We start from the raw sequence: 20,588 nt of genomic DNA, 5'->3' as shown, positions 1-20,588 counted from the left end.
CTGATTTTGCCCTGTTTCGGAGCGTTTTGCTAAAATCTTACGTCCGTGTAGACTTTAACTTCCCACTCACGTAACAAAAGGGAAGCCTTTTATAGCTCCCCTTTTGGATTTCATGTAATTCGTTACTGTCTGTAAATCACAGCAGCATGGTTCGCATTACTGCTTATTCAACAGCGTCTGCGTCCTCTGTAATTCCATCAATACGAAGTGTAAAGTATGGAGCGCTTCTGAATGTGGACTCTGCAAAGTGTCCATCCTCGATAGCCTCAACAGTCTCGCCCTGATATACAACAGTTGCAGGATCAGTTGTGTAATCCATGAAGGAAAGGTCAACCGGTGCAGAAGTAACTTCCTCACCGCCTACAGTAAATGTAGAGGTATCAAATACCTGAAGAGAACCATCTTTCAGTTTGCTCTCTACGTCAGCAACGTAGTCTGCAGTTCCTTCTGCACAGGACTCACCAAGCTCTGTGATTCCTACTGCATTGTCATTATATCCTGCTGACCAGTCCTGCTCAAGATCACCGCCGCCCATTACAGTTGCGATGGCATGTTTGTAATATACTGCCCAGTTATTTGTAGCAGAGGTAAGTGCTGCTGTAGGAGCAGTCTCAAGCATATCAATGTTATATCCTACAGAGTAGCAGATCTTGCCATCATCATGAAGCTTCTGTGTAGCTGCAGGAGCACCTGTAGAATCAGCATGCTGTCCGATGATCACACAGCCGTTTGCAATAAGTGCCTCAGCTGCTGCACCCTCTTTGTCAATATCGAACCAGGAGTTTGTGTATTTCACTTCCATTACTGTGTTCGGAACAACGCTCTTAACACCAAGGTAGAATGCAGTATAACCGGAAACAACCTCTGCGTAGCTGAATGCTCCAACATAACCGATCTTTACATTGCCATCTGCATCAAAGCTGTCTGGCTGTGTTTCTGTGGTAAGAGTGCCATCCTCAAGAATCTCTTTCAGCTTCAGACCAGCTACAACACCGGATACATAGCGGGATTCATAGATGTTAGTAAATGCGTTCTTAAAATTCTCGCATCCGCTGATTGCTGCAAAATCACCTGTCATGGAAACGAATGTTACATCCGGGTATTCCTGGGCAGCCTGTACCAGATAGGTCTGATGTCCATAACTGTTACCGATCACCAGGGAACATCCCTGTCCAACAAGATCGATTGCTGCATCATAGCAGCTGGAATCTTCCGGAACTTTGTATTTCCAGATGATCTGGCTGTCGTCAAGGCCCAGCTCTTTCGCAGCTTCCTTAACACCAGCGATATGAGCTGCAGAATATCCTTCTGTCTCATCACCTACAAGAATAACTCCCATCTTGAAGTTCGGATCAGCTTCTACGCTGTCCTCGTCAGCGGCATAAACAACAGAAGCGAAGGCGGTCATTGCGAGCACCATCACTGCTGCAAGAAGAAGACTGACAACTTTTTTACACATTTTCTTCATTTTACTTCCTCCTTGATATTTGTAATTTGCCTGAGACTTCCTACGATTTCTGTAATTTCCGGCTGTGGATATTGAAATATCGGCCGTCGGACATTACAATACGTAAGAAAAATCTTAAACGTTATGACCATTGTATTTTTTTTCCAATTGAATGTCAACCATTTGCATACAATTCAAAAAATCTTTTTGAACAAATGATAAACTTTTTGAAAATTTATTCACACTCTTGTCAACTTATGAACAGTTTTAGAGTCATATTTCTGCTGAATATTAAATCCAGCCTTTATTTTCGTTAAATCCAGGTGTTACAGCCGCACATGATCATTCTTCTTATTTTTCATGCGAAATGCCCGCGGTGTCTCATGATAGCGCTCCTTAAATACCCTGTGAAAATAACTGTTATTCTCATACCCCACTGCCGCGATCACGTCACTGATGGGAAGGTCGGTGTCACACATCAGCTCCACCGCCTTGCTGAGACGTTTTCGCTGCAGAAGTTCCTTAAAATTAAAACCAGTGGTTTTCTTGATCATTTTGCTCAGCACATGCATAGGAAGATGAAGCATGTCGCAAAGCTCGGTCAGGGTGGCGGTGCGGTATTTCTGCTCGATATAGTCCAGTGTGGTCATGGAGATCATATTTTCATACTGGTTTGGAAGACGCATCTCCACATACTGGACGGAATCCAGAAGATAAAGGAAAATAAGCCCCATAGTAGTCTGGTTGATCCGGTTCTGGTTGCCCCTTCCCGTTACCAGGGAGTAGATCATATTTTCCAGAAGGTTCTGGATCTGAAGCACCTCGGATACTTTGAAATGAAGATATTCCCCCTGCTGGTTGTCCCGGCGGAGCACATTTACCAGAAAATCAGCCAGCACGTTATTGCTTCCTGCCATGGAATATGCTACATCGAAAAACTCCGGCAGAACCATGAAATTAATGGCGATATCGTTCTTTCCCGCTGCCAGGATCTCGTGATGAGTGAACTGGTTCAGAAATAGCAGCTCTCCTTTTCGCACAATGACCTGTTTGCCATCTATAATATTGGTAAGGGAACCCTCACAGACGTAAAGCACTTCCACATAATTGTGGCGGTGAAGGGGAAAATGCACGAAGCGGGTGTGGGTGCGCACTGCGATCAGCTTTCCCTCTTCCAACATCTTGCCACTGTCCACAGTGAAATCGCTGCCGGAGGTGTAGAGATCTTTGTCCACCTCTGCTTCCCCATTTAAGATTCGTTTTTCTTCTTCTGTAATTTCCCGAAGCTGTTCCAAAAGTTCCCGCTGCACTATACACACCTCCCATCAAAGTTCTTATAAAGCGCGCCGCCTGTTCTGTGGACAGCTGCCTCAACTTTGCCCTGGCTCCTTTTTTCATACGCACATTATACACATAAAAAGAAGTTAGTGTCAAAAATTCTTTTCACACTAACTTCTCTTCTTATCTTATTCCGTTGCTGTCCACAGCCTGACCAGTAACCTTATTTCATTCCCTGGGGCAAAATGGGCCACCGTCTTATTTCTTTTTTCTTAAAACCCTGGTCGCCAGCGGCTGCATAACTTCCTCTTTGGTTCCATAGAGCACTTCATATCCTGCCGGAACCGGGACTGCCTTTGTTTCTCTTGCATAGTTCTGGATAAACAGATATTCATTTTCCTGGTTTTCACGTAAGGTGACGGAAACGCCTGCCGGTATAAATTCCAGCGGTGTCTGAACCTTGGCCTCTTTCGCAGCACGTCCGTAGAAATCGCTGTAGAAGGCCTGTTCCATATCTGCACCAACATAATATACGTGGCCTTTTCCATATGCTTTATGTGTCACCACCGGAGTTCCTGCATAGAAATCTTCGCCGTAATGCATAAGCACCTCTGCATCGGAAACCTTTACCAGCTCGCATAAGTTTTTGCAGGTATAGGTTCCGCTGATTCCAAGATGATTGCCAGGCTCTGAAACTCCATGGTTCTCTTCCCAGTCATAAAGGGCATCGATCTCCGCAGCGCGAAGTCCGGCTGCTTCCATAAGCCCGTATGGGGTGCCGCCAAGGAAGCACTTGTCTGTCTCATCCACAAGGCCGGTCCAGTAGGTGATCACCAGTGTTCCGCCATTTTCTGCAAATGTTCTTAATTTCTCTTCGTATCCATCCTTGAACATATAAGCCATTGGCGCTGCCACAATCTTATAATCGGAAAGATCGTGTTCCATAGAGATCACATCCACGTTCAGCCCCTGCTCCCGCAGAGCCCGGTACTGCTTCTGTACTGCTTCTGTGTAGAACATATTCTCATTTCGTGGTCCCTGTACCTCCTGGATAGCCCAGTTGTTCTCTCTGTCATAAAGAACTGCTGCCGGAGCATTCATCTGGCTGCCGCAGACTTCCTTCAGTGTCTCCAGAGCCTCTCCAACCTCAGTCACTTCTTTAAATACACGGGTGTCGTCTCCGCCGTAGTGGTCGATCACAGCTCCGTGGAATTTCTCAGAAGCACCCTGGCTCTGGTGGAGCTGGAAGTACAGCACACTGTCAGCACCGTGTGCCACAGCCTGCAGGGATGCTGCAAGGAGCATTCCCGGCTTTTTCAGCTTATTGATTGGCTTCCAGTTGGTTGCAGATGGGCAGGATTCCATAAGAAGGAATGGCTGTTTTTTAATGCTGCGCATAAGATCATGCTGCATACCAGCATCAATGGCAGTAAGAAATTCCTCTTTTTTGTGCCAGCCCGGATAATTATCCCAGGATACCACATCCAGAATGTCACGGAATTTCTTGTAGTCCAGTCCGTTGTAATCGTACATCAGATTGGCAGTTACCGGCAGCTCGGAACCGCCCTCACGGATCGCAGATACCTCTTCTTTGATAAAGTCGATGGTACGGTCTGTGACAAAGCGTCTCCAGTCCAGATTCAGTGCGTGAAGAGCATCTTCTCCCTTAGGTGAGGGTGCCTCGATCTGATCAAAGCTGTTGTAAATATGGCTCCAGAAGGTGGTGCACCAGCTGGAATTTAAATTCTCAATGGTTCCATATTTCTCTTTCAGCCATTCCCGGAATTTCTGCTGGCAAAGCGGGCAATAGCATTCTCCTCCAAACTCATTGGAAATATGCCACAGAAGCACGCCCGGATGACTGCCAAGTCTCTGGGAAAGCAGCTTGTCCATTGCATGGAGCTTCTCACGATATACCGGAGACGTATAGCAGTGATTGTGTCTGCCTCCGAAAAATCTTCTGGTGCGGTCCGGATCCATACGGAGAACCTCCGGATATTTGTCCGCCATCCACTTTGGTCTTGCGCCGGACGGAGTTGCAAGGATCGTGTAAATGCCTTCTTTATACAGATTGTCAATGATCTGCTCCAGCCAGTCCAGATTGTACTTTCCTTCTTCCGGTTCCAGCACAGCCCAGGAAAAAATTCCTACAGATACGGTATTGATATGTGCTTTTTTGAAATATTCAATGTCTTTTTCCAGAATGTCCGGGCGGTCCAGCCACTGTTCCGGGTTATAATCACCGCCGTGTAAAAAACGGCCGTATTCTATTTTTTTCGCCATTTTGTCCCCTTTCTGTTACTGGTCACAGGGTGAACAGTAACCCCTTTCTCAGATTCCCTTAAATACAAAGGAAAATTCCATTGGCTTACTTACATCCAGCAGATACTCTTCGTGAGTACGTGCTCCCCAGCTGTCGTCTCCTCCGATTCCCATCTGGTCTTTTGCCACACGGACTACGGTATAGTGAACTTCCGGCAGCTCATATGGATGCATGGCATTCTCCATCTCATGTGGGGTATAAGGAAGTGCTGAGAACATCATCGGACCATTTTCCTGATCCATTTCAAAGAGCATTCCTCTGCCCTTTCGGTCTGTGATCTTCGCCCATCTTACCTCTTCCTTGGCACCGCATTCCTGTGGAACCATGTATCTGGCTACGTTATCCTTTACCATATTGCTGTAGATTCCAAGCTTAGCGCCTTTCTTGCGGTCTGCATAAGTCTCGGATTCTCCAAGGCCATACCAGGTTACATGATCATAATCCGCATTGAATTTGAAGATCACGCCAAATTCCGGCATATCGCCAAGTTCCTTCACCGGATCATAGGAAAGGGTGGTACGTACTCTTCCATCGCCGTAAACCTCATAAGCAAGTGTACATTCAGCTGCCGGAGTGGTAGGAAGGAAGTACCGGTAGGATACTTTTACAGAATGCTCTTTTTCCTCTACCTTCGGCTCATTTCCAGGACCGTAGGCAGCGCCCCGGTATTCCTTATGGCTGGCATACAGGCTGGCAAGTTTCCACTGTCCATAGCGCATGGCCATCAGGTTTCCACAGTCGTTGTCTGTTGGTGCACGCCAGAAGTTTGGCTTCGGGATTGCCTCGATCATTTCTTTTCCTGCATATTTATAAGAGACAAGTCCGCCGTTCAGTACGGAGAAAAGCACCTCAAATTCTGCGCCTCTTACCCCGATATTGTGGGTGCTGCGGATCACATCCAGATGGTCGGTGCATGGTTTCACAGGTGCTTCCACCTGGTATACATACTGTCCGAAGGCTACCTCATGACCAGCCTTCGCCCACGGCTTGTCCTCTTTCAGATGGAAGGAAACAGTCACGGTGTACTCGCCGGATTTCTCTTCTTTCTTAAATGGAAGGGCATATTCTTTTTCGCTTAAAGGAGGGACTGCTGTGTCCATAGCTGCGGTACGGATCACTTTTCCGTCTTTCTGAAGAATCACCTTGCAGGCAAAAGTATCTGTATTTACAAACAGATTCTTGTTGATCACTTTCACTGAATCAGCAGTTACCTGTGCGGTAATGTTCTGGTAATTGAATTTCACTTCCTGCATTTTCGGGGAAGCATCACGGCTGCCGCCGTAGGCAATTCCGTTTCCACTGAAGTTATAGTCTGTAGGACGCTCGCCGAAGTCTCCGCCGTAGGCCTGGAATTCCTTTCCATAACGGTCTTTTTTGTAAATGGACTGGTCAATGTAATCCCAGATAAAACCGCCCTGGTATTTCGGTTCTGTGTCTGTGAGATCTGTATATTTATGCATTGCACCGCAGGAATTTCCCATAGCGTGTGTGTATTCGCAGCAGATGAATGGCTTGGACGCATCTTTTGCAAGGAATTCCTTGATTGCTTCTACAGATGGATACATCTGGCTTTCCATATCACTGGTGTCGTTGTATCTGCGGTCATGGCACAAGCCCTCATAATGTACCAGTCTGGTCGGATCTACCTTTCTGAAGAACTGGGACATTTCAAAAATATCCTTTCCTCCGAAAGACTCATTTCCACAGGACCAGATCAGGATGGCCGGATGGTTCTTATCTCTCTGGTACATGGAATTGGTGCGGTCCAGCATCATCTGCAGCCATTCTGGTTTGTCGTGGGGAACTACATAGGTGTAATCCCTGGTAAACTCAGCTACATCCCAGGAACCATGGCTCTCCAGGTTTGTCTCATCGATCATGTAGAGACCGAATTCGTCACAAAGCCGGTAGATCATGGAGGCATCCGGGTAATGACAGGTACGGATGGCGTTGATGTTGTTCTGCTTCATGGTTGTCAGGTCTTTGCGCAGCTCTTCTTCGGATACGCATCTTCCTGTGATGGAACTGAATTCGTGGCGGTTTACGCCTTTAAACACAATTCGTTTTCCATTTAAGGTCATGATTCCGTCTTTCATTTCAAAGCAGCGGAAACCAACTTTCTGAGGGATCACTTCCTGGAGGGCACCGTTCTCGTCAAAAACCTCCAGAACCAGGTCATAAAGCTGTGGATCCTCTGCACTCCAGAGAACCGGGTTCTCCACGGTCCAGGAAAATGTATCCAAAACGCCCGCTCCGGCACTCTCTTTCTCAGTACCAGTAGTGCCTGCCTCTGCAGTATTTTCGCCAAGGCACTTCTCCTCATCAATTACGGTCTGTCCATTTTTCGACAGAACAAAATGTACTTTTCCTTTTCCCCAGGTGTTGGTCTTAACCTCAAACTGGGCTTCCTTAAGGCTCTCATCCGGGATGGCGCGAACCTGAAGATCATACACATGTACTGCCGGCACTGTGTACAGATAAACCTCTCTGTAAATTCCGGAGAAACGGTAGAAATCCTGGTCCTCGCACCAGCTGCTTGCGGTCCACTTGAACACCTGGGCTGCCAGCTTGTTTTCCCCTTCTTTCACATAATTGGTAAGTTCAAATTCTGACGGGGTAAAAGAGTCTTCACTGTATCCCACAAACTGTCCGTTCAGCCAGAGGGCAATTCCACTCTCAGCACCCTGGAAAGAAATGAAAAGACGTTTTCCCTTCATCTGCTCTGGAACTGTGAAATACTTCACATAGCTTGCCACCGGATTGAAATGCTCCGGGATCTCACCTGGATGAATGTCCTCATGGCCTTCCCATGGATACTGTACATTGGCATACTGAGGTGCATCGTAGCCCTCCATCTGGATATGGGCTGGTACCCGGATATCGTCCCAGTCTTTGCAGGAGTACTCTTCTTTTTCGAAGCCTTTTATGGTATTTCCATAGTTGCGTGCATAGTGGAACTTCCAGATTCCGTTTAAGCTGTGGCGGTAGGAAGTCTCACCTGCGGATGCTTCTTCCTGGTTTGCATAGCTGATATGGTCGGAATGGGCGTCCATTCTTCCATCTTTAAAATACTCGGGATTCTTAACTAATGAATAATCAAATTCCTTCATATATGATCCTTTCTGCTACTGTTCACAGGTAATATTCCGCGAAGCGTGCTGCTGTGAACGAAGTGAACAGTAACTCCTTTCTCTACAAACATTGCGGTCAATATTTTGCGCAGATTTTATTATAGTAATGTAACTCTTTTATTTCCATGGAATTTCTGTAGAACATTATATAAAAATCATCCATATATTACTGTCCCTTCCATTCACAGACTCTTTCCTGTAAATGACCATCATCCATGTTCAAAAAAAGGGCGCCGCAAATAAATCGCAGCACCCTTAAATTTTCAATCTTATTTCACCGCACCGGTGATACCTTCTGCAAACTGTTTCTGCAGAACGAAGAATACAACCATGGTCGGAATGGAGCAGAACAATACACCGCACATCAACATACCGTAGTCAGTTACATAACCTGTGATCAGGTTGGCGATCAACATTGGCATTGTGATGGCTTTGTTGTCTGTCATAATTACCTTCGGCCATAAGTATGCGTTCCATGCGTTCATGAAGGTAATAACAGCGGCTGCCGCATAGGTAGATTTCATTGTCGGAATAAACATCTGGAAGAAAATTCTCACTTCGCTTAAGCCGTCAATACGGGCAGCTTCGATAATATCCACCGGAAATGCACGTGCATTCTGTCGGAACATCATGATCATAAACGGTGTGGAAATGATCGGAAGGATGAAACCGATGGAGGTATTCAGAAGCTTCGCTTTTGAGAACATCTTAAACAATGGAACCATAGTAGCAACCTGCGGAACCATCATGGCAAGAAGAAGAATGGAAAACAGTCTGTCTTTTCCTTTGTCATGATAAACTTCGAATCCGTATCCGGCGATGGAACAGATCAGAAGGCAGATCACAGTAGTCAGGATCGCATAGAGGAAAGAGTTTCCAAGAGCTCTCCAAAGTGGCTGCTGGGCTGTCAGGTTCTTAAAGTTCTCCATAAAATAACTTCCCGGAATAATACGTCCACGGGATACATCTGTGGAGGTATTGGTTGCTGCTGAAATCATCCAGTACAGCGGGAAAACGGAGAAAAATGATACAATGATCAGAAAAATGTATGTAGGAATCAATCTTCTCTGGATTGCGGATTTGTTTTTCTTAGTCACGAGTATCACCTACTTTCAAGTTGATAAATGCCAGAATCGCTACCATGATAAAGATAATAAAGGACATTGCAGCTGCATATCCAAAGTTCGGCACGTTAACAAAACAGGTATTGTAAACATAATGTGACATTGTGATGGTAGAGTTTGCAGGACCACCCTTTGTCAGGTTCATGGACTCATCGAACAGCTGTAAGGTACCATTGATGGACATGATGAAGGTCATGATAATTGTTGGCTTCAGAAGCGGTACTGTAATCTTCCAGAAGGTTTTCCATCCGTTTGCACCGTCGATCTTTGCAGCTTCATAAACAGAATATTCAATATTCTGAAGTCCAGCCAGGTAGAAGACCATGTTGTATCCGGTCCATCTCCAGATCAGGGCGATGATGATAACGATCTTCGCGCTGGTGGCATTTCCAAGAAAGTTATAGCCAGTGGAGAGGATTCCCATTTTCATCAGAACACTGTTGATCAGACCATCTGTTGCAAACATGGAACGGAAGATCAGGGAGTAGGAAACCAGGGAAGTCGCACATGGAAGGAATACACATGTACGGAAAAATCCTTTGAACTTCAGGTCCTTGTTATTCAGAAGCTGTGCAAGCAGAATAGCCAGGACCAGCATGATCGGAACCTGAATGATCAGATACAGGAATGTGTTTGCAATGGACTGCTGGAACACTTTATCTGCAAGGATACGTTTGTAGTTGCTGAAGATCGGATCTGCAAAACGCATATTTGCGCCAGCACCTGTCTGCAGTGAAATGATGAAGGCACGGATCATTGGGTAAAAACTCATGATGGCGATCATGATAGATGCCGGTGCCAGGAATATCCATCCGGCTGCTTTCTGTTTGGTGGCCAGTGTCATACCTTTTTTCTTGGAATTCACAGGAACTCCTCCTTTCAAGCCTAAGTTATTGCCAGTTTTTTGAATAGAAAACGGAGGACCATTTAGCAGTCCCCCGCCTCCCTATACTCATTTCTCATTCAGTCTAAATCACTTTCAGAAAGGATTACTCAGTCATCTTGAATGCTAATGTATCCTGTGCTTCCTGAAGAGCGTCGTCCTTAGCTGTTCCGTTTACGATATTTACAACAGCTGTGTTAACGCACTCTCTTGCCTCATAGTGATATGGAGTCTTTGTGAACTCCGGAATATGAGAAGAGTACTCTACGATTGTTGAGAAGATCGGCTGTCCGCCAAAGAACTCGTTTGGCTCGTTGTAAACATCAGACTCACCAGCTGGCAGGTAGCAGGAAATAGCACCTGTCTCCGGAAGGATTGCATCATAGAACTCTGTGCTGGAACCAAATGTGCTTGCAAGGAAGTCCTCAGCAAGCTCTACGTTCTTGCAGTTAGAGGTAATGTACCAGGAAGATCCACCGTTGTTTGCATAGTTTGTAGCTGTGTCAACACCGTCAACGCTTGGCATTGTGGTGATTCCCCATAAGCCCTTCTGATCCTCTGTGGACATCAGAGTAGCTGTGATCCAGTTACCATTTACAATACCAGCAGCCTCGCCGCTTGTGATTGTGGAGATGTACTCATCCCAGTTGTTTACAAGTTTTACAACGTCGTTCTGAACCAGCTCTGTGTAAAGGTCGATACATTTCTCAGCTGTCTCATTGCCAACGATATAAGCTTCACCATCTTCGTTTACGAAGTTAGCGCCGCAGGACTGGATCATCATCATAAGTGTATCGCCGCCTGTTGCTTCGCTGGTAAGAAGGTATTTGCCGGTTTTTTCGTGAACGTCTTTACCGATTTCTTCGAATCTGGACCATGTGATGTCTGTAAGGTCATCCAGTGTATATCCAGCTTCCTCAAGGATATCTGTACGGTAGCAAGCGATAACAGCACCGTTATCAAACGGAACACCGTAATGTGTATCATCAACCATGGAATAGGACTGTTTCAGAGCTCCGAAATCATCCCAGTTAATGTTCATGTCTTTCAGATCTGTGAAAGCATCTGGATATGCTTTCAGGAATTTCTGATAGCTGTTGTCCTGCATAAGAACAATATCAGGAAGTGTGCTGTAGTCACCAGCGTTAGCTGCTGTAGTAAGCTTGGTCTGGCAGTCATCAGAAGATGTCTCGATGATATCTACTGAAAATCCCTCATGATCTGCTGCATACTGGTCAGCTGCGATCTGCATGGACTTGATATTGAAGTTCTGGTCCCATGCCCATACGGTTAATGTGTTGTCGTTATCCTCTGCGGATACAACTGTTGCTCCAGCTGCCATGGAAGCTACCATTGCACCTGTGAGTAATACGGTAAGCATTTTTTTCTTCATTGAAATATCCTCCCTTAAAATTGTTTCTCTGTATTTCTTATGAATGTATTATACCATTCACCTGCAGGGGGATGTATGCAATACCGCCCATATAATGTGCAATTTCGACCATTATATCTATTGGGGCCTTCTTCATCTTTCGTTCATTTTTTTGTGTATTTTCGTCAAGGTTACGAAATCCGTCGTTTATTTTCACCAACAGGCACAAGAAAAATTTGATTTTCTGTACTTTTTCACAATATTTCTATGTATATTTTGTGAACTATTCACATTTTTTCATTTCTATTTTATGCAAAAAAAACTTTCTGCGGATATCGGGTTTTCATAGTGTGGAGCATTTCTTCCGTGAGATCCAGAAGCAGTTTGATCTTCCGCCCGTCTTCCTTAATGATCATGGTATAATAAGGAGTATCTTCCTCATAGGAGGTGTAGTCGAACTTCTTTAAGTGCTCTGTTCCACCGTTCTTTTTGTACCTGGCTACAGCTTCATGCCAATGGGGAGCTACCACTTCCAGCTGGCGAAGATCCAGCTCATGGGCCGTTTTTCTATATTTGTTTCCGTAGATCACGTCGATGGTGAGCATTTCATTTTCCATGGTGTACTCGTAATCTCTCTGGCAGAAGGTTCCATAGATGAAATATAATCCTGCCAGGCAAAAACCAGCCAGAATAAAGGCCTGGGAAATGGTGATTCCCATAACCACAAACACAACTGCAAAGAAAACCATGATCTTCTTCAATACCCCGGAAAGCTTCTTTTTCTTTCTGGATACCTGTTCTACTATTTTATAATCGTACATGTTACCATCCTTCCTCTGAATGAATATCAAATTTCAAAAGCTGCTGTTCATAGTTCTCCGGGCGCTTCCGCCATTCTGCCGGGGACATTCCCATCATCTGCCGGAAATTCCGGTTGAATGTGGAATTGGTAGTAAAACCGCATTTGTAGGCAATGTCTGCAATGGACTCGTCCGTCTTTTTCAGGATCTCGCAGGCAGTCTGGATCCGCACCTTGTTTATATATTCCAAGGGGCCCATATGCATGTAAGAAGTAAATACCCGCCGGAAATGGGTCTCGCTGATGTGGCAGGCCTTTGCCAGATCCCCGATCCGGATGTCTTCCATATAATACTGGGAAATATAGTCTATGGAGCGGGAGATCATGTTGCTGATCTTTCCCTTTTCTTCTATATTCTCATCTTCTGCGGAACGGTTCATCCTGGCAATCTCCGCGAGCAATGCCAACAGGATCCCTTTCGCTTCCTCCAGATAAAATTCCTCGCTTGTGCGCATGATTTCCAGAATCTTTATGATTTTATCCGAAAGGCTCCTGTATTCAGCTTCTTTCAAACAAAGTGCCTTGGAATAAATACGCTGGATCATTTTCTCAGCACGCACCGGAGTTCCTGCAGCAGTCTGCAAAAAGCCCTCCACGTCAATAAACAGATATTCCCATTTGCTGATATTTCCCACATCACTGGTTGTCGTATGGGGAAAGCTGGGTGGGATGATGGTGAATTCCCTTCCGGCGAAGCGAACCTTCTCTTCGCCCAGCACCAGCTCTCCTTCTCCGCTGTAGCAGAAACCGATTTCCAGATAGTTATGGAAGTGAAGGTAATCCACATCCCTTCCATAATTCTGCACCCACTTTTCACCAAGAAGTGCCAGAATGGGGATTCCATCCTGCATCTGGTAATAGCGGAATTCCATTTTCATTTTTCGTTTTTTCGCCATGTAGTCTCCTATAAGTCCATTCTTAAAACAAACACTTTCCTAAGCACCCAGCAGTTCGCATAATGCAATTCACTTTACTCCCAAATCACATTCTGCACTCCTGTATTTTCCTATCATACCATACTTTCTTCGTTCCATAAACACCAATCTCCCCGCTCCTTCTTGTAAAAAAGTATTTTTTCTGTTATGCTCTTTTCATAATTTCATTAGAATGAAAGGGAGACTTTACTATGTCCGAAGCACAGATTTTATTATATAACTTTAAAGAAGAAGACCGTCTTCGCCAGATCCACAGGTATTTAAACAAACACAAGGTTTCTGTCCGTATGGTACAGCCATCGGAATATCTGGAAAGTCTTGGGTTTCTCTTTGAGATCCCCGGATTTGCTAAGAATCCGGTATTTAACCTGGGAAAGAATTTTCAGGAAGAAATGATGGTGCTGAAGGATTTTTCCAGTGAGCAGCTGGATGAATTTCTGGCTTTCTTTAAGGAAAACGGAATGCCGTCAGTAAGCCTGAAGGCTATGCTCACTCCGGTAACCGTTCATTGGGATTCTGTGAAACTGCACGAGGAGCTGATGAAAGAGCATGCCGTAATGCACTCCCGCAAATAGCCCCACATAATTCAACCATCCACTCTCCTGCCATTTGTCAGGTCAGCCCGATGACTTTTTTCATTTTCTGTATTGTCTGCACTTTTTCAAACATTCTCCAGGACGCGAAAAGACCCTGCACACGGCAGGGCCTTTTCTTTATTACCATTTAATCTTTTTAGACTATCCGATTAGTACAGTTTAGCCATCTCTTCGATGTTGTCTGGGTTGAACTGAAGAGGAGCACCAAGAACAACTTCTGTGCCGCCGTCATCAGCCTCTGTGATTGTGTAGTCACCAAGGTCACCAGCTGTAAATGTCTCATCAAGAGCACCTGTGATCTCATCGTTGATCAGAGCGATTGTTGTCAGAGCGGAAAGTTTTCCAAGGCCCTGCATATCCCACAGATAGAAGTATGGGCAGGAATGCTCATCATCAGCACCTGTGTACTCAAGCATCTCAGATGGAAGTCCAAGACCTGTCAGTTTGCAAGCAGATCCGTTGTCCTGAAGGTATTTAGCAGCTGCAGCGATACCAACTGTTGTAGGTGCGCAGATAACTTTCAGATCTGGATATTTCTCAAGAAGAGCTGCTGTCTGGTCTGTAGATTTCTGTGGCTCGTCATCGCCATATGCAATTTCAACCAGCTCAAGGCTTGAATATTTGTCATCACTTTCCATGATGTTCTTCATAGCATCGATCCATGCGTTCTGGTTAGCTGCCTGAGAAGTAGCGGAAAGGATTGCGAACTGTCCCTCGCCACCAGCGATATCAAGGACTGCGTCCAGAAGAGCCTGGCCTACAGCTACGGTACCAGCCTGGTTGATGAAGATCTGACGGCTGTCTGGGTTTGTAGCAGAGTCGAAGCAGGAGATCTTGATTCCTTCGTCCATAGCTTCCTGTAATTTAGCCTGAAGAGCGTTCACGTCGTTTGCGGAGATGCAGATTGCATCATAGTCCTGAGAAATCAGGTTGTCAAGAACTTTGATCTGAGCATCTGCTGTAGCTGCCTCTGGGTAAACAGTATCAACTGTAGCACCCTCTGCCTCAGCTGTCTCTACGAAAGAAGAAGCTGCGATTTCGAAGAATGCGTTACCAGCGGATTTACCAACCAGTGCGATTTTCTTTCCGTCAGCGGAACCAGCCATAGCCGGAACTGCGGATCCGAGGATCATTGCTCCACAAAGAACTGCGCTTACGATTTTTTTGTTCATGTTTTTTTCCTCCCATGGAATAATATAGTTTTTATTTGCTACTGCTCCGCCTTCTGCGAAGCAGTGAACAAGCTTTATAAGGTTACATATGAGTTAGTTAAGGAATTTTTATTTTACTGTTTTCGCTTTTTTCTGAATCTCTTTGATGATGTTCGGAAGTGCAACTGCACCGATCAGAAGCACACCGATGATCAGCAGGATAACCTGCGGATGAATGTTTCTCTGTCCAAGACCAACACGAAGGCAAACGATAATAAATGCGGAGATCAGACCGCCGGCGATATTACCTTTACCACCTGTGGAGGAGATTCCTCCGAATACTGCCATTGCGATGGCGTCCATCTCAAATCCGTTACCAGTTGTGGTGTTTGCACCGAATGAAGAAGACATCAGGAACAGTGCGCACAGACCGGAAATCGTTCCCATCAGGGTGTAGATGATGAAACGGATCTTCTGTACATGGATTCCAGAGTAGTAAGCTGCAAGACGGTTGGTACCGATTGCGTATACCCTGCGTCCGAAGGTACATTTTCCAAGGATAATTGCTGCAATGATTCCAAGGATCAGAACCAGGAAAAGAATGTAAGGAACACGTCCTACTTTTCCGCCAAGTGCTGCAAATCCTTCTGTATTTGTTACGGAAATACTTCCGCCGCTTCCAAGAACGATCTCAGCGATACCTCTGAAGATGATCTGTGTTGCAAGTGTTACGATCATTGGAGGCAGCTCCTGGAATTTTGTGAGAACAAATGCGTTTACTGCACCGCAAAGTGTTCCAACAAGAAGTGTAGCAAGGATAACCACGATAAATGGTGCTCCGGTGTTTGCTACGATACAAGCCATTGTTGCGGAGAGACACACGATAGAACCAACGGAAATATCGATCTCACCAAGTACCAGAATGTATGCCATCGGCAGCATCAAGAAGATTTCTGCCAGATAAACAGGCATCTGACGAAGCAGGCTCTTCATATTATAGAATTCTGAAAAGTTTGCACAGAAAATATTTACTGCAATAAACAGGAGTACCAGAATGCCTTCCCAGCTGAAGATCATCTGTTTTACGGGGCTTTTCGGCACGTTGTTAATACTTCTACCAGATTTTCCAGCCATGATTACATCTCCCTTCCCTTTAATGCATTTTTGTCAGCTGTACGCTGTAAAACAATGTTTACAACAACTACTACAAGAATGATGACACCCTTGATGGTATTCAGCCACAGCTGATCGAAGAATGGGATCAGCGGAAGTGCTTTTGCGATAGTTGCAAGGATCAGGGATCCAAGAAGAGCACCAAGTACTGTACCACGTCCACCACTCATGCTTACACCGCCGATAACGCAGGCTGCGATAACATCCATCTCACCGCCCTGCTGCATATCAGGCATTGCGGAAGCGTAAATGGAAACCTGAAGGGCTCCGCCAAGACCAGCAAGAAGACCCATGATGGTGTAAACAAGAAGCTTAATGTTCTTTACATTGATACCGGAAACTTCAGCTGCACTTGGGTTACTTCCTACTGCGTAGATTCTTCTTCCAAGTGTTGTCCATTTCATGAATACGAAGAAGATCACATAGCAGGCGATGATCACCCAGATTACAAGGCTCATTCCCAGGAATTTTGTTGTTGCAAAATCTTTGAATTTACCAAGGGCTGCTGCACTTGCCCACTCACCGTTGTGGGAAACCAGATATCCCATTGCACGGTAGATGTACATGAAGCCCATTGTTGCGATGATCGGAGGAACGTCAGCTCTGGAGATTACAAGACCTACCAGGAAGCCACATGCGATTCCGATTGCCAGTGCGATCACAAATGCCAGGAAAGTACTGGAAATGTGGTCATATTTCAGAAGCATACCAATTGACATACCTGTCAGTGCCAATGTTGACATGATGGAAATATCAATTCCGCCAACCAGCATGACGCACAGCATACCAAGTGACATTACCATTGTTACCGCGTTGTTTTTCAGCATATCCGTCAGAGACTTAAACGTAAGGAATGACGGGCTGATGATTGTGATCACTACGAAAAGCAGAACCAGGATCACTGCAAGCAGTGCTTCACGGGAACCTGTCAGCTTTTTCATGAAAGATTTCTTTTCCATTAGTTAGCTGCCCCCTTTCCTGATGTACCTTTCTCCATAGCCAGCTCAAGGATCATCTCCTGAGTTGCTTCTCCTCTTCCAAGCTCACCAGTCTTGCGTCCGTTGCACATAACAACGATTCGGTCAGCCATTCCGAGGATCTCAGGCATTTCAGAAGAAATCAGGATGATGGCATAACCTTTCTTTGCAAGGTCACCCATGATCGCATAAATCTCAGCTTTGGCACCAACGTCAACACCCTTTGTAGGCTCATCCATGATAACGACTTTCATCTCCTGGCTAAGAGCCTTGGCAACTACAACCTTCTGCTGGTTACCACCTGACAGAGAGCTTGCCGGCTGGAAAATATCCACTGCCTTGGTATCAACCTCTTCCAGAAGTCTCTTGGAAAGATCTCTTTCTGTCTTCTCGTCGTTGAAGCCTTTCTTTGCATATTTGCTGATGGTTGGAAGGGTTACGTTTCTTCCAAGTCCCCAGCTCATGATCAGACCTTCTTTCTGACGGTCCTCAGGAAGAAGGATGATTCCTTTCTCCATTGCGTCAGACGGCTGTTTGATATGTACTTCCTTGCCTTCCAGATAAACCTTACCTTCATCTGGTCTTGTGATTCCACAGACGCTTTCTACAACCTCTGTACGTCCTGCACCAACCAGACCTGTAAGACCTACGATCTCGCCAGCGTGTACATTGAAGGAAACATCTTTGAAATATCCGGTACGGGATAAGTGCTCGATACGAAGCATCTCATCACCGATCTGAACCTCCGGTTTCGGGAACAGATCCTTGATCTCACGGCCAACCATGGCTTTGATCAGGTCTGCATTGGTGATTCCATCTACATCATAAGTACCAATGTACTGGGAGTCACGGAATACGGTAACTCTGCTTGCCAGACGGTACATATCCTCAAAACGATGGGAAATGAAGATAATGGAAACTCCTTTTTCTTTTAACTGGTCTACGATTCTGTAGAGCTCTTCGGATTCTCTCTTTGTAAGAGAAGCGGTAGGCTCATCCAGGATCACGATCTTTGCATTTGTGGACAATGCCTTTGCGATCTCAACCATCTGCTGCTGGGCTACACTTAAGGTTCCCATTTCTGCAGTGGAATCGAAATCTGCATTTAACTGCTTCAGAAGCTTGTTAGCCTCCTCATTCATGGCTTTCCACTGGATCATGTGATTCTTTTTGATCTCATGGCCCATGAAAATATTTTCAGCCACTGTTAAGTGTGGATAGGATGTTGGGTGCTGGTAAACAGCTGCAATTCCTGCTTCCTGTGCATCCTTTGGTCCTTTGAAATCCACTTTCTGGCCAAACAGGTACATTTCGCCTTCTTCTGCTTTATGTACACCGGTAATTACTTTAATGAAGGTAGATTTACCTGCACCGTTTTCGCCCATCAGTGCGTGAACTTCGCCTGGTTTTAACTGGAACTGTACGTTGTTCAGTGCTTTTACGCCGGGGAAAATTTTCGTAATGCCTTTTAATTCAAGAACATATTCAGACACGGCTTTTTCTCCTCCCTTTCTTGATCTGGTATTATTCTATCATTGGTCACTTTGTTTGGAAATGGGAAAATATTTTGAAACAGGGTAAAATATTTTCCACTTAATGGGTAAAATTTTCCACTGATCTTTCAAAATTCCACAAAAAGCGGCTCCTTTGGTATCGTATTTTGGATATAATTGTGGTATGATGAGTGAGGTATTTTTTATCAATTATGACCTCCGGATTTTCCCGGATGAAATATAACGGAGATTTATTATGAAATTACTGATCGTAGATGACGAGGAGCTTACCCGTACCGGCGTGATCTCTTCTATTGACTGGCCGTCCATCGGGATCCAGGAAGTACTCCAGGCAGATGATGGAATCAACGGAATCGAAGTTGCCAGAGTGCACAGGCCAGACATTGTTCTGTGTGATGTGCGTATGCCCCGTATGGATGGAATTGCCATGCTGGAGCGCTTGGAGGAGATCCTCCCGGATATTGTTCCTGTTTTTATGAGCGGCTATTCGGATAAAGAGTATTTAAAAGCAGCTATCAAGCTAAAAGCGGTAAATTATATTGAGAAGCCTCTGAACCCGGCAGAAATCCGGGATGCCATTATCGAAGCCCGTGATCTTTGCCTGGAAAAAAAGCGCACCAGACACAACGAGTCCATCCATTCCATGGAAAGTGCTTCCCGTCTGGCTCTTCTTCTCACACAGCCTTACGCCCATGCCCGGGAAAGCATTGACCAGCTGATGGCGGAGCTGTCCCTTTCCATCAGCGCTTCCACCACCTTTACCGCAATTGTGCTTAAGACGGATACAGAGGAGGATCTTCCCCTTTCGGAAGCAAATACCATGTACCTGTCTGTACGGGAATTTTTGAAAACCTTCCATATAGACTGCATTTTTGTGGAGAAGCGTGTGCAGTACATGGTTTACTTTTTGTTTGGACCTGCCCCCGGACCTGCGGTGCGAAAAAGCATTGAGGAATTTTTCTGTAATCTCTATTCCCGCTACAGCAGATTTTGTATTGCGGCCGGAGATACGGTTACTGGAGTGTCCAGAGCTTACCAGTCCTATACCTCCGCTGTTATTTCCCTGCAGAGCAGCTTCTTTTTCCCAACAGGTACTTTTCTGTCACCTTTTTACCAGACGCCTGTTTCCGAGAAACCAGCAGAGCTTCCTGCCAGCCCGGAGAATGAATTTCTCACTCTTCTCACTGGGAAAAATAAGGAAAAAGCGGAAGCCTTCCTTGACAATCTGTTCCTGTATTATAACCAGAATCAGAATCTTCTGCCCAACCAGGCTAAGGATCTTTATTACAAATTGTTCCGAGCTTTGGACGATGCAGCCCATCAGCTGAAACTAACCCTGTCGGATACCCAGGAGAACTTAATAGATACCCTGGAGAAGATTTTTTCTTATAATGAAATGCACCAGAAGCTGGTGAAAAAGACGGAAGATTTCTTCCAGACTGCAACCAGCACAGAAGAAGAAAATTCCACGATTTTCCTGATCAAGGATTATATCAGTCAGAAATATATGAACGAGACCTTATCTGTAAAGGATATCAGTGATCATGTATTTTTATCCACCTCTTATGTGTGCACCTTCTTTAAGAATGAGACAGGTCAGACCCTGAACCAGTATCTTACAGAGTACAGGATGGAAAAGGCCAAGCAGCTGCTGGCGGATCCCAGGTATAAGATTACAGATATTTCCTCGCGGGTGGGATACAGTGATGGAAATTACTTTAGCAAAAGTTTTAAGAAATATACGGGATTTTCTCCTTCTGAATATAGGGAGAAAATGAGTTAGATTTTTATGTGGCTTTTAAGTCCCTCAATTTTCATTTTTGAG

15 protein-coding genes are annotated in these 20,588 nt (G+C 45.2%); 2 read left to right on the top strand and 13 right to left on the bottom strand.

Going from position 1 to position 20,588, the window contains the following annotated elements:
* Positions 1 to 163: 163 nt before the first annotated feature.
* The 9 genes from ACTQ50_RS07745 to ACTQ50_RS07705 form a co-directional block, all read right to left on the bottom strand.
* Positions 164 to 1,468 (bottom strand): BMP family ABC transporter substrate-binding protein, encoded by a 1,305-nt coding sequence (locus ACTQ50_RS07745; RefSeq protein WP_441483705.1) that lies wholly within the window; start codon positions 1,466 to 1,468, stop codon positions 164 to 166.
* 305 nt (positions 1,469 to 1,773) lie between these two features.
* Positions 1,774 to 2,757 (bottom strand): AraC family transcriptional regulator, encoded by a 984-nt coding sequence (locus ACTQ50_RS07740; protein ID WP_441483704.1) that lies wholly within the window; start codon positions 2,755 to 2,757, stop codon positions 1,774 to 1,776.
* Positions 2,758 to 2,983: 226 nt separating this feature from the next.
* Positions 2,984 to 5,008 carry a beta-galactosidase gene (locus tag ACTQ50_RS07735; protein WP_441483703.1) on the bottom strand — a complete coding sequence of 675 codons (2,025 nt, stop codon included), beginning with the start codon at positions 5,006 to 5,008 and terminating at the stop codon, positions 2,984 to 2,986.
* A 48-nt stretch (positions 5,009 to 5,056) separates the two neighbouring features.
* A complete protein-coding gene (locus tag ACTQ50_RS07730; RefSeq protein ID WP_441483702.1) occupies positions 5,057 to 8,158 on the bottom strand; it encodes a glycoside hydrolase family 2 TIM barrel-domain containing protein in 3,102 nt (1,033 codons plus the stop codon).
* Positions 8,159 to 8,448: 290 nt separating this feature from the next.
* Positions 8,449 to 9,276, bottom strand: coding sequence for a carbohydrate ABC transporter permease (locus ACTQ50_RS07725; RefSeq protein ID WP_441483701.1), 828 nt, complete (start codon positions 9,274 to 9,276; stop codon positions 8,449 to 8,451).
* Entirely contained in the window at positions 9,269 to 10,168 is a 900-nt protein-coding gene (locus ACTQ50_RS07720; RefSeq protein ID WP_441483700.1) for a carbohydrate ABC transporter permease, read from the bottom strand. Before ACTQ50_RS07720 ends, ACTQ50_RS07725 begins: the two co-directional genes overlap by 8 nt.
* Before the next feature lie 124 nt (positions 10,169 to 10,292).
* Positions 10,293 to 11,579: an ABC transporter substrate-binding protein gene (locus tag ACTQ50_RS07715; RefSeq protein ID WP_441483699.1), complete on the bottom strand. Its 1,287-nt coding sequence runs from the start codon at positions 11,577 to 11,579 to the stop codon at positions 10,293 to 10,295.
* Between the two features lie 287 nt (positions 11,580 to 11,866).
* Positions 11,867 to 12,379, bottom strand: a complete 513-nt coding sequence (locus tag ACTQ50_RS07710) for a hypothetical protein (protein WP_441483698.1) — start codon at positions 12,377 to 12,379, stop codon at positions 11,867 to 11,869.
* Between the two features lies 1 nt (position 12,380).
* Positions 12,381 to 13,313, bottom strand: coding sequence for an AraC family transcriptional regulator (locus ACTQ50_RS07705; protein WP_441483697.1), 933 nt, complete (start codon positions 13,311 to 13,313; stop codon positions 12,381 to 12,383).
* Between the two features lie 230 nt (positions 13,314 to 13,543).
* Here ACTQ50_RS07705 and ACTQ50_RS07700 point away from each other — a divergent pair, with 230 nt between their 5' ends.
* Complete coding sequence (locus ACTQ50_RS07700; RefSeq protein WP_441483696.1) at positions 13,544 to 13,927, top strand: DUF3783 domain-containing protein; 384 nt, start codon at positions 13,544 to 13,546, stop codon at positions 13,925 to 13,927.
* Between the two features lie 170 nt (positions 13,928 to 14,097).
* Here the strand turns inward: ACTQ50_RS07700 and ACTQ50_RS07695 are convergent, their stop codons facing one another.
* The 4 genes from ACTQ50_RS07695 to ACTQ50_RS07680 form a co-directional block, all read right to left on the bottom strand.
* Complete coding sequence (locus ACTQ50_RS07695; protein WP_441483695.1) at positions 14,098 to 15,120, bottom strand: substrate-binding domain-containing protein; 1,023 nt, start codon at positions 15,118 to 15,120, stop codon at positions 14,098 to 14,100.
* A 108-nt stretch (positions 15,121 to 15,228) separates the two neighbouring features.
* Complete coding sequence (locus ACTQ50_RS07690; protein WP_441483694.1) at positions 15,229 to 16,233, bottom strand: ABC transporter permease; 1,005 nt, start codon at positions 16,231 to 16,233, stop codon at positions 15,229 to 15,231.
* Between the two features lie 2 nt (positions 16,234 to 16,235).
* Positions 16,236 to 17,231, bottom strand: a complete 996-nt coding sequence (locus ACTQ50_RS07685; RefSeq protein WP_441483693.1) for an ABC transporter permease — start codon at positions 17,229 to 17,231, stop codon at positions 16,236 to 16,238.
* Positions 17,231 to 18,742: a sugar ABC transporter ATP-binding protein gene (locus ACTQ50_RS07680; protein ID WP_441483692.1), complete on the bottom strand. Its 1,512-nt coding sequence runs from the start codon at positions 18,740 to 18,742 to the stop codon at positions 17,231 to 17,233. The genes ACTQ50_RS07685 and ACTQ50_RS07680 overlap by 1 nt, the downstream gene beginning before the upstream one ends.
* 256 nt (positions 18,743 to 18,998) lie before the next feature.
* Here ACTQ50_RS07680 and ACTQ50_RS07675 point away from each other — a divergent pair, with 256 nt between their 5' ends.
* Entirely contained in the window at positions 18,999 to 20,546 is a 1,548-nt protein-coding gene (locus ACTQ50_RS07675; RefSeq protein ID WP_441483691.1) for a response regulator transcription factor, read from the top strand.
* Positions 20,547 to 20,588 lie beyond the last annotated feature (42 nt).

It is taken from the genome of Blautia sp. Sow4_E7, from assembly GCF_052116245.1.
GTDB lineage: Bacteria > Bacillota > Clostridia > Lachnospirales > Lachnospiraceae > Blautia_A.
Note: the sequence above shows the minus strand (reverse complement) of the source record. Positions and strands in the feature narration are given on the sequence as shown.

What these genes read in the sequence shown, in the direction of transcription:
- ACTQ50_RS07745 (WP_441483705.1), bottom strand. Translation starts at nt 1,468, where the DNA reads ATGAAGAAAATGTGTAAAAAAGTTGTCAGTCTTCTTCTTGCAGCAGTG.
- ACTQ50_RS07735 (WP_441483703.1), bottom strand. Translation starts at nt 5,008, where the DNA reads ATGGCGAAAAAAATAGAATACGGCCGTTTTTTACACGGCGGTGATTAT.
- ACTQ50_RS07730 (WP_441483702.1), bottom strand. Translation starts at nt 8,158, where the DNA reads ATGAAGGAATTTGATTATTCATTAGTTAAGAATCCCGAGTATTTTAAA.
- ACTQ50_RS07715 (WP_441483699.1), bottom strand. Translation starts at nt 11,579, where the DNA reads ATGAAGAAAAAAATGCTTACCGTATTACTCACAGGTGCAATGGTAGCT.
- ACTQ50_RS07710 (WP_441483698.1), bottom strand. Translation starts at nt 12,379, where the DNA reads ATGTACGATTATAAAATAGTAGAACAGGTATCCAGAAAGAAAAAGAAG.
- ACTQ50_RS07705 (WP_441483697.1), bottom strand. Translation starts at nt 13,313, where the DNA reads ATGGCGAAAAAACGAAAAATGAAAATGGAATTCCGCTATTACCAGATG.
- ACTQ50_RS07700 (WP_441483696.1), top strand. Translation starts at nt 13,544, where the DNA reads ATGTCCGAAGCACAGATTTTATTATATAACTTTAAAGAAGAAGACCGT.
- ACTQ50_RS07695 (WP_441483695.1), bottom strand. Translation starts at nt 15,120, where the DNA reads ATGAACAAAAAAATCGTAAGCGCAGTTCTTTGTGGAGCAATGATCCTC.
- ACTQ50_RS07690 (WP_441483694.1), bottom strand. Translation starts at nt 16,233, where the DNA reads ATGGCTGGAAAATCTGGTAGAAGTATTAACAACGTGCCGAAAAGCCCC.
- ACTQ50_RS07685 (WP_441483693.1), bottom strand. Translation starts at nt 17,231, where the DNA reads ATGGAAAAGAAATCTTTCATGAAAAAGCTGACAGGTTCCCGTGAAGCA.
- ACTQ50_RS07675 (WP_441483691.1), top strand. Translation starts at nt 18,999, where the DNA reads ATGAAATTACTGATCGTAGATGACGAGGAGCTTACCCGTACCGGCGTG.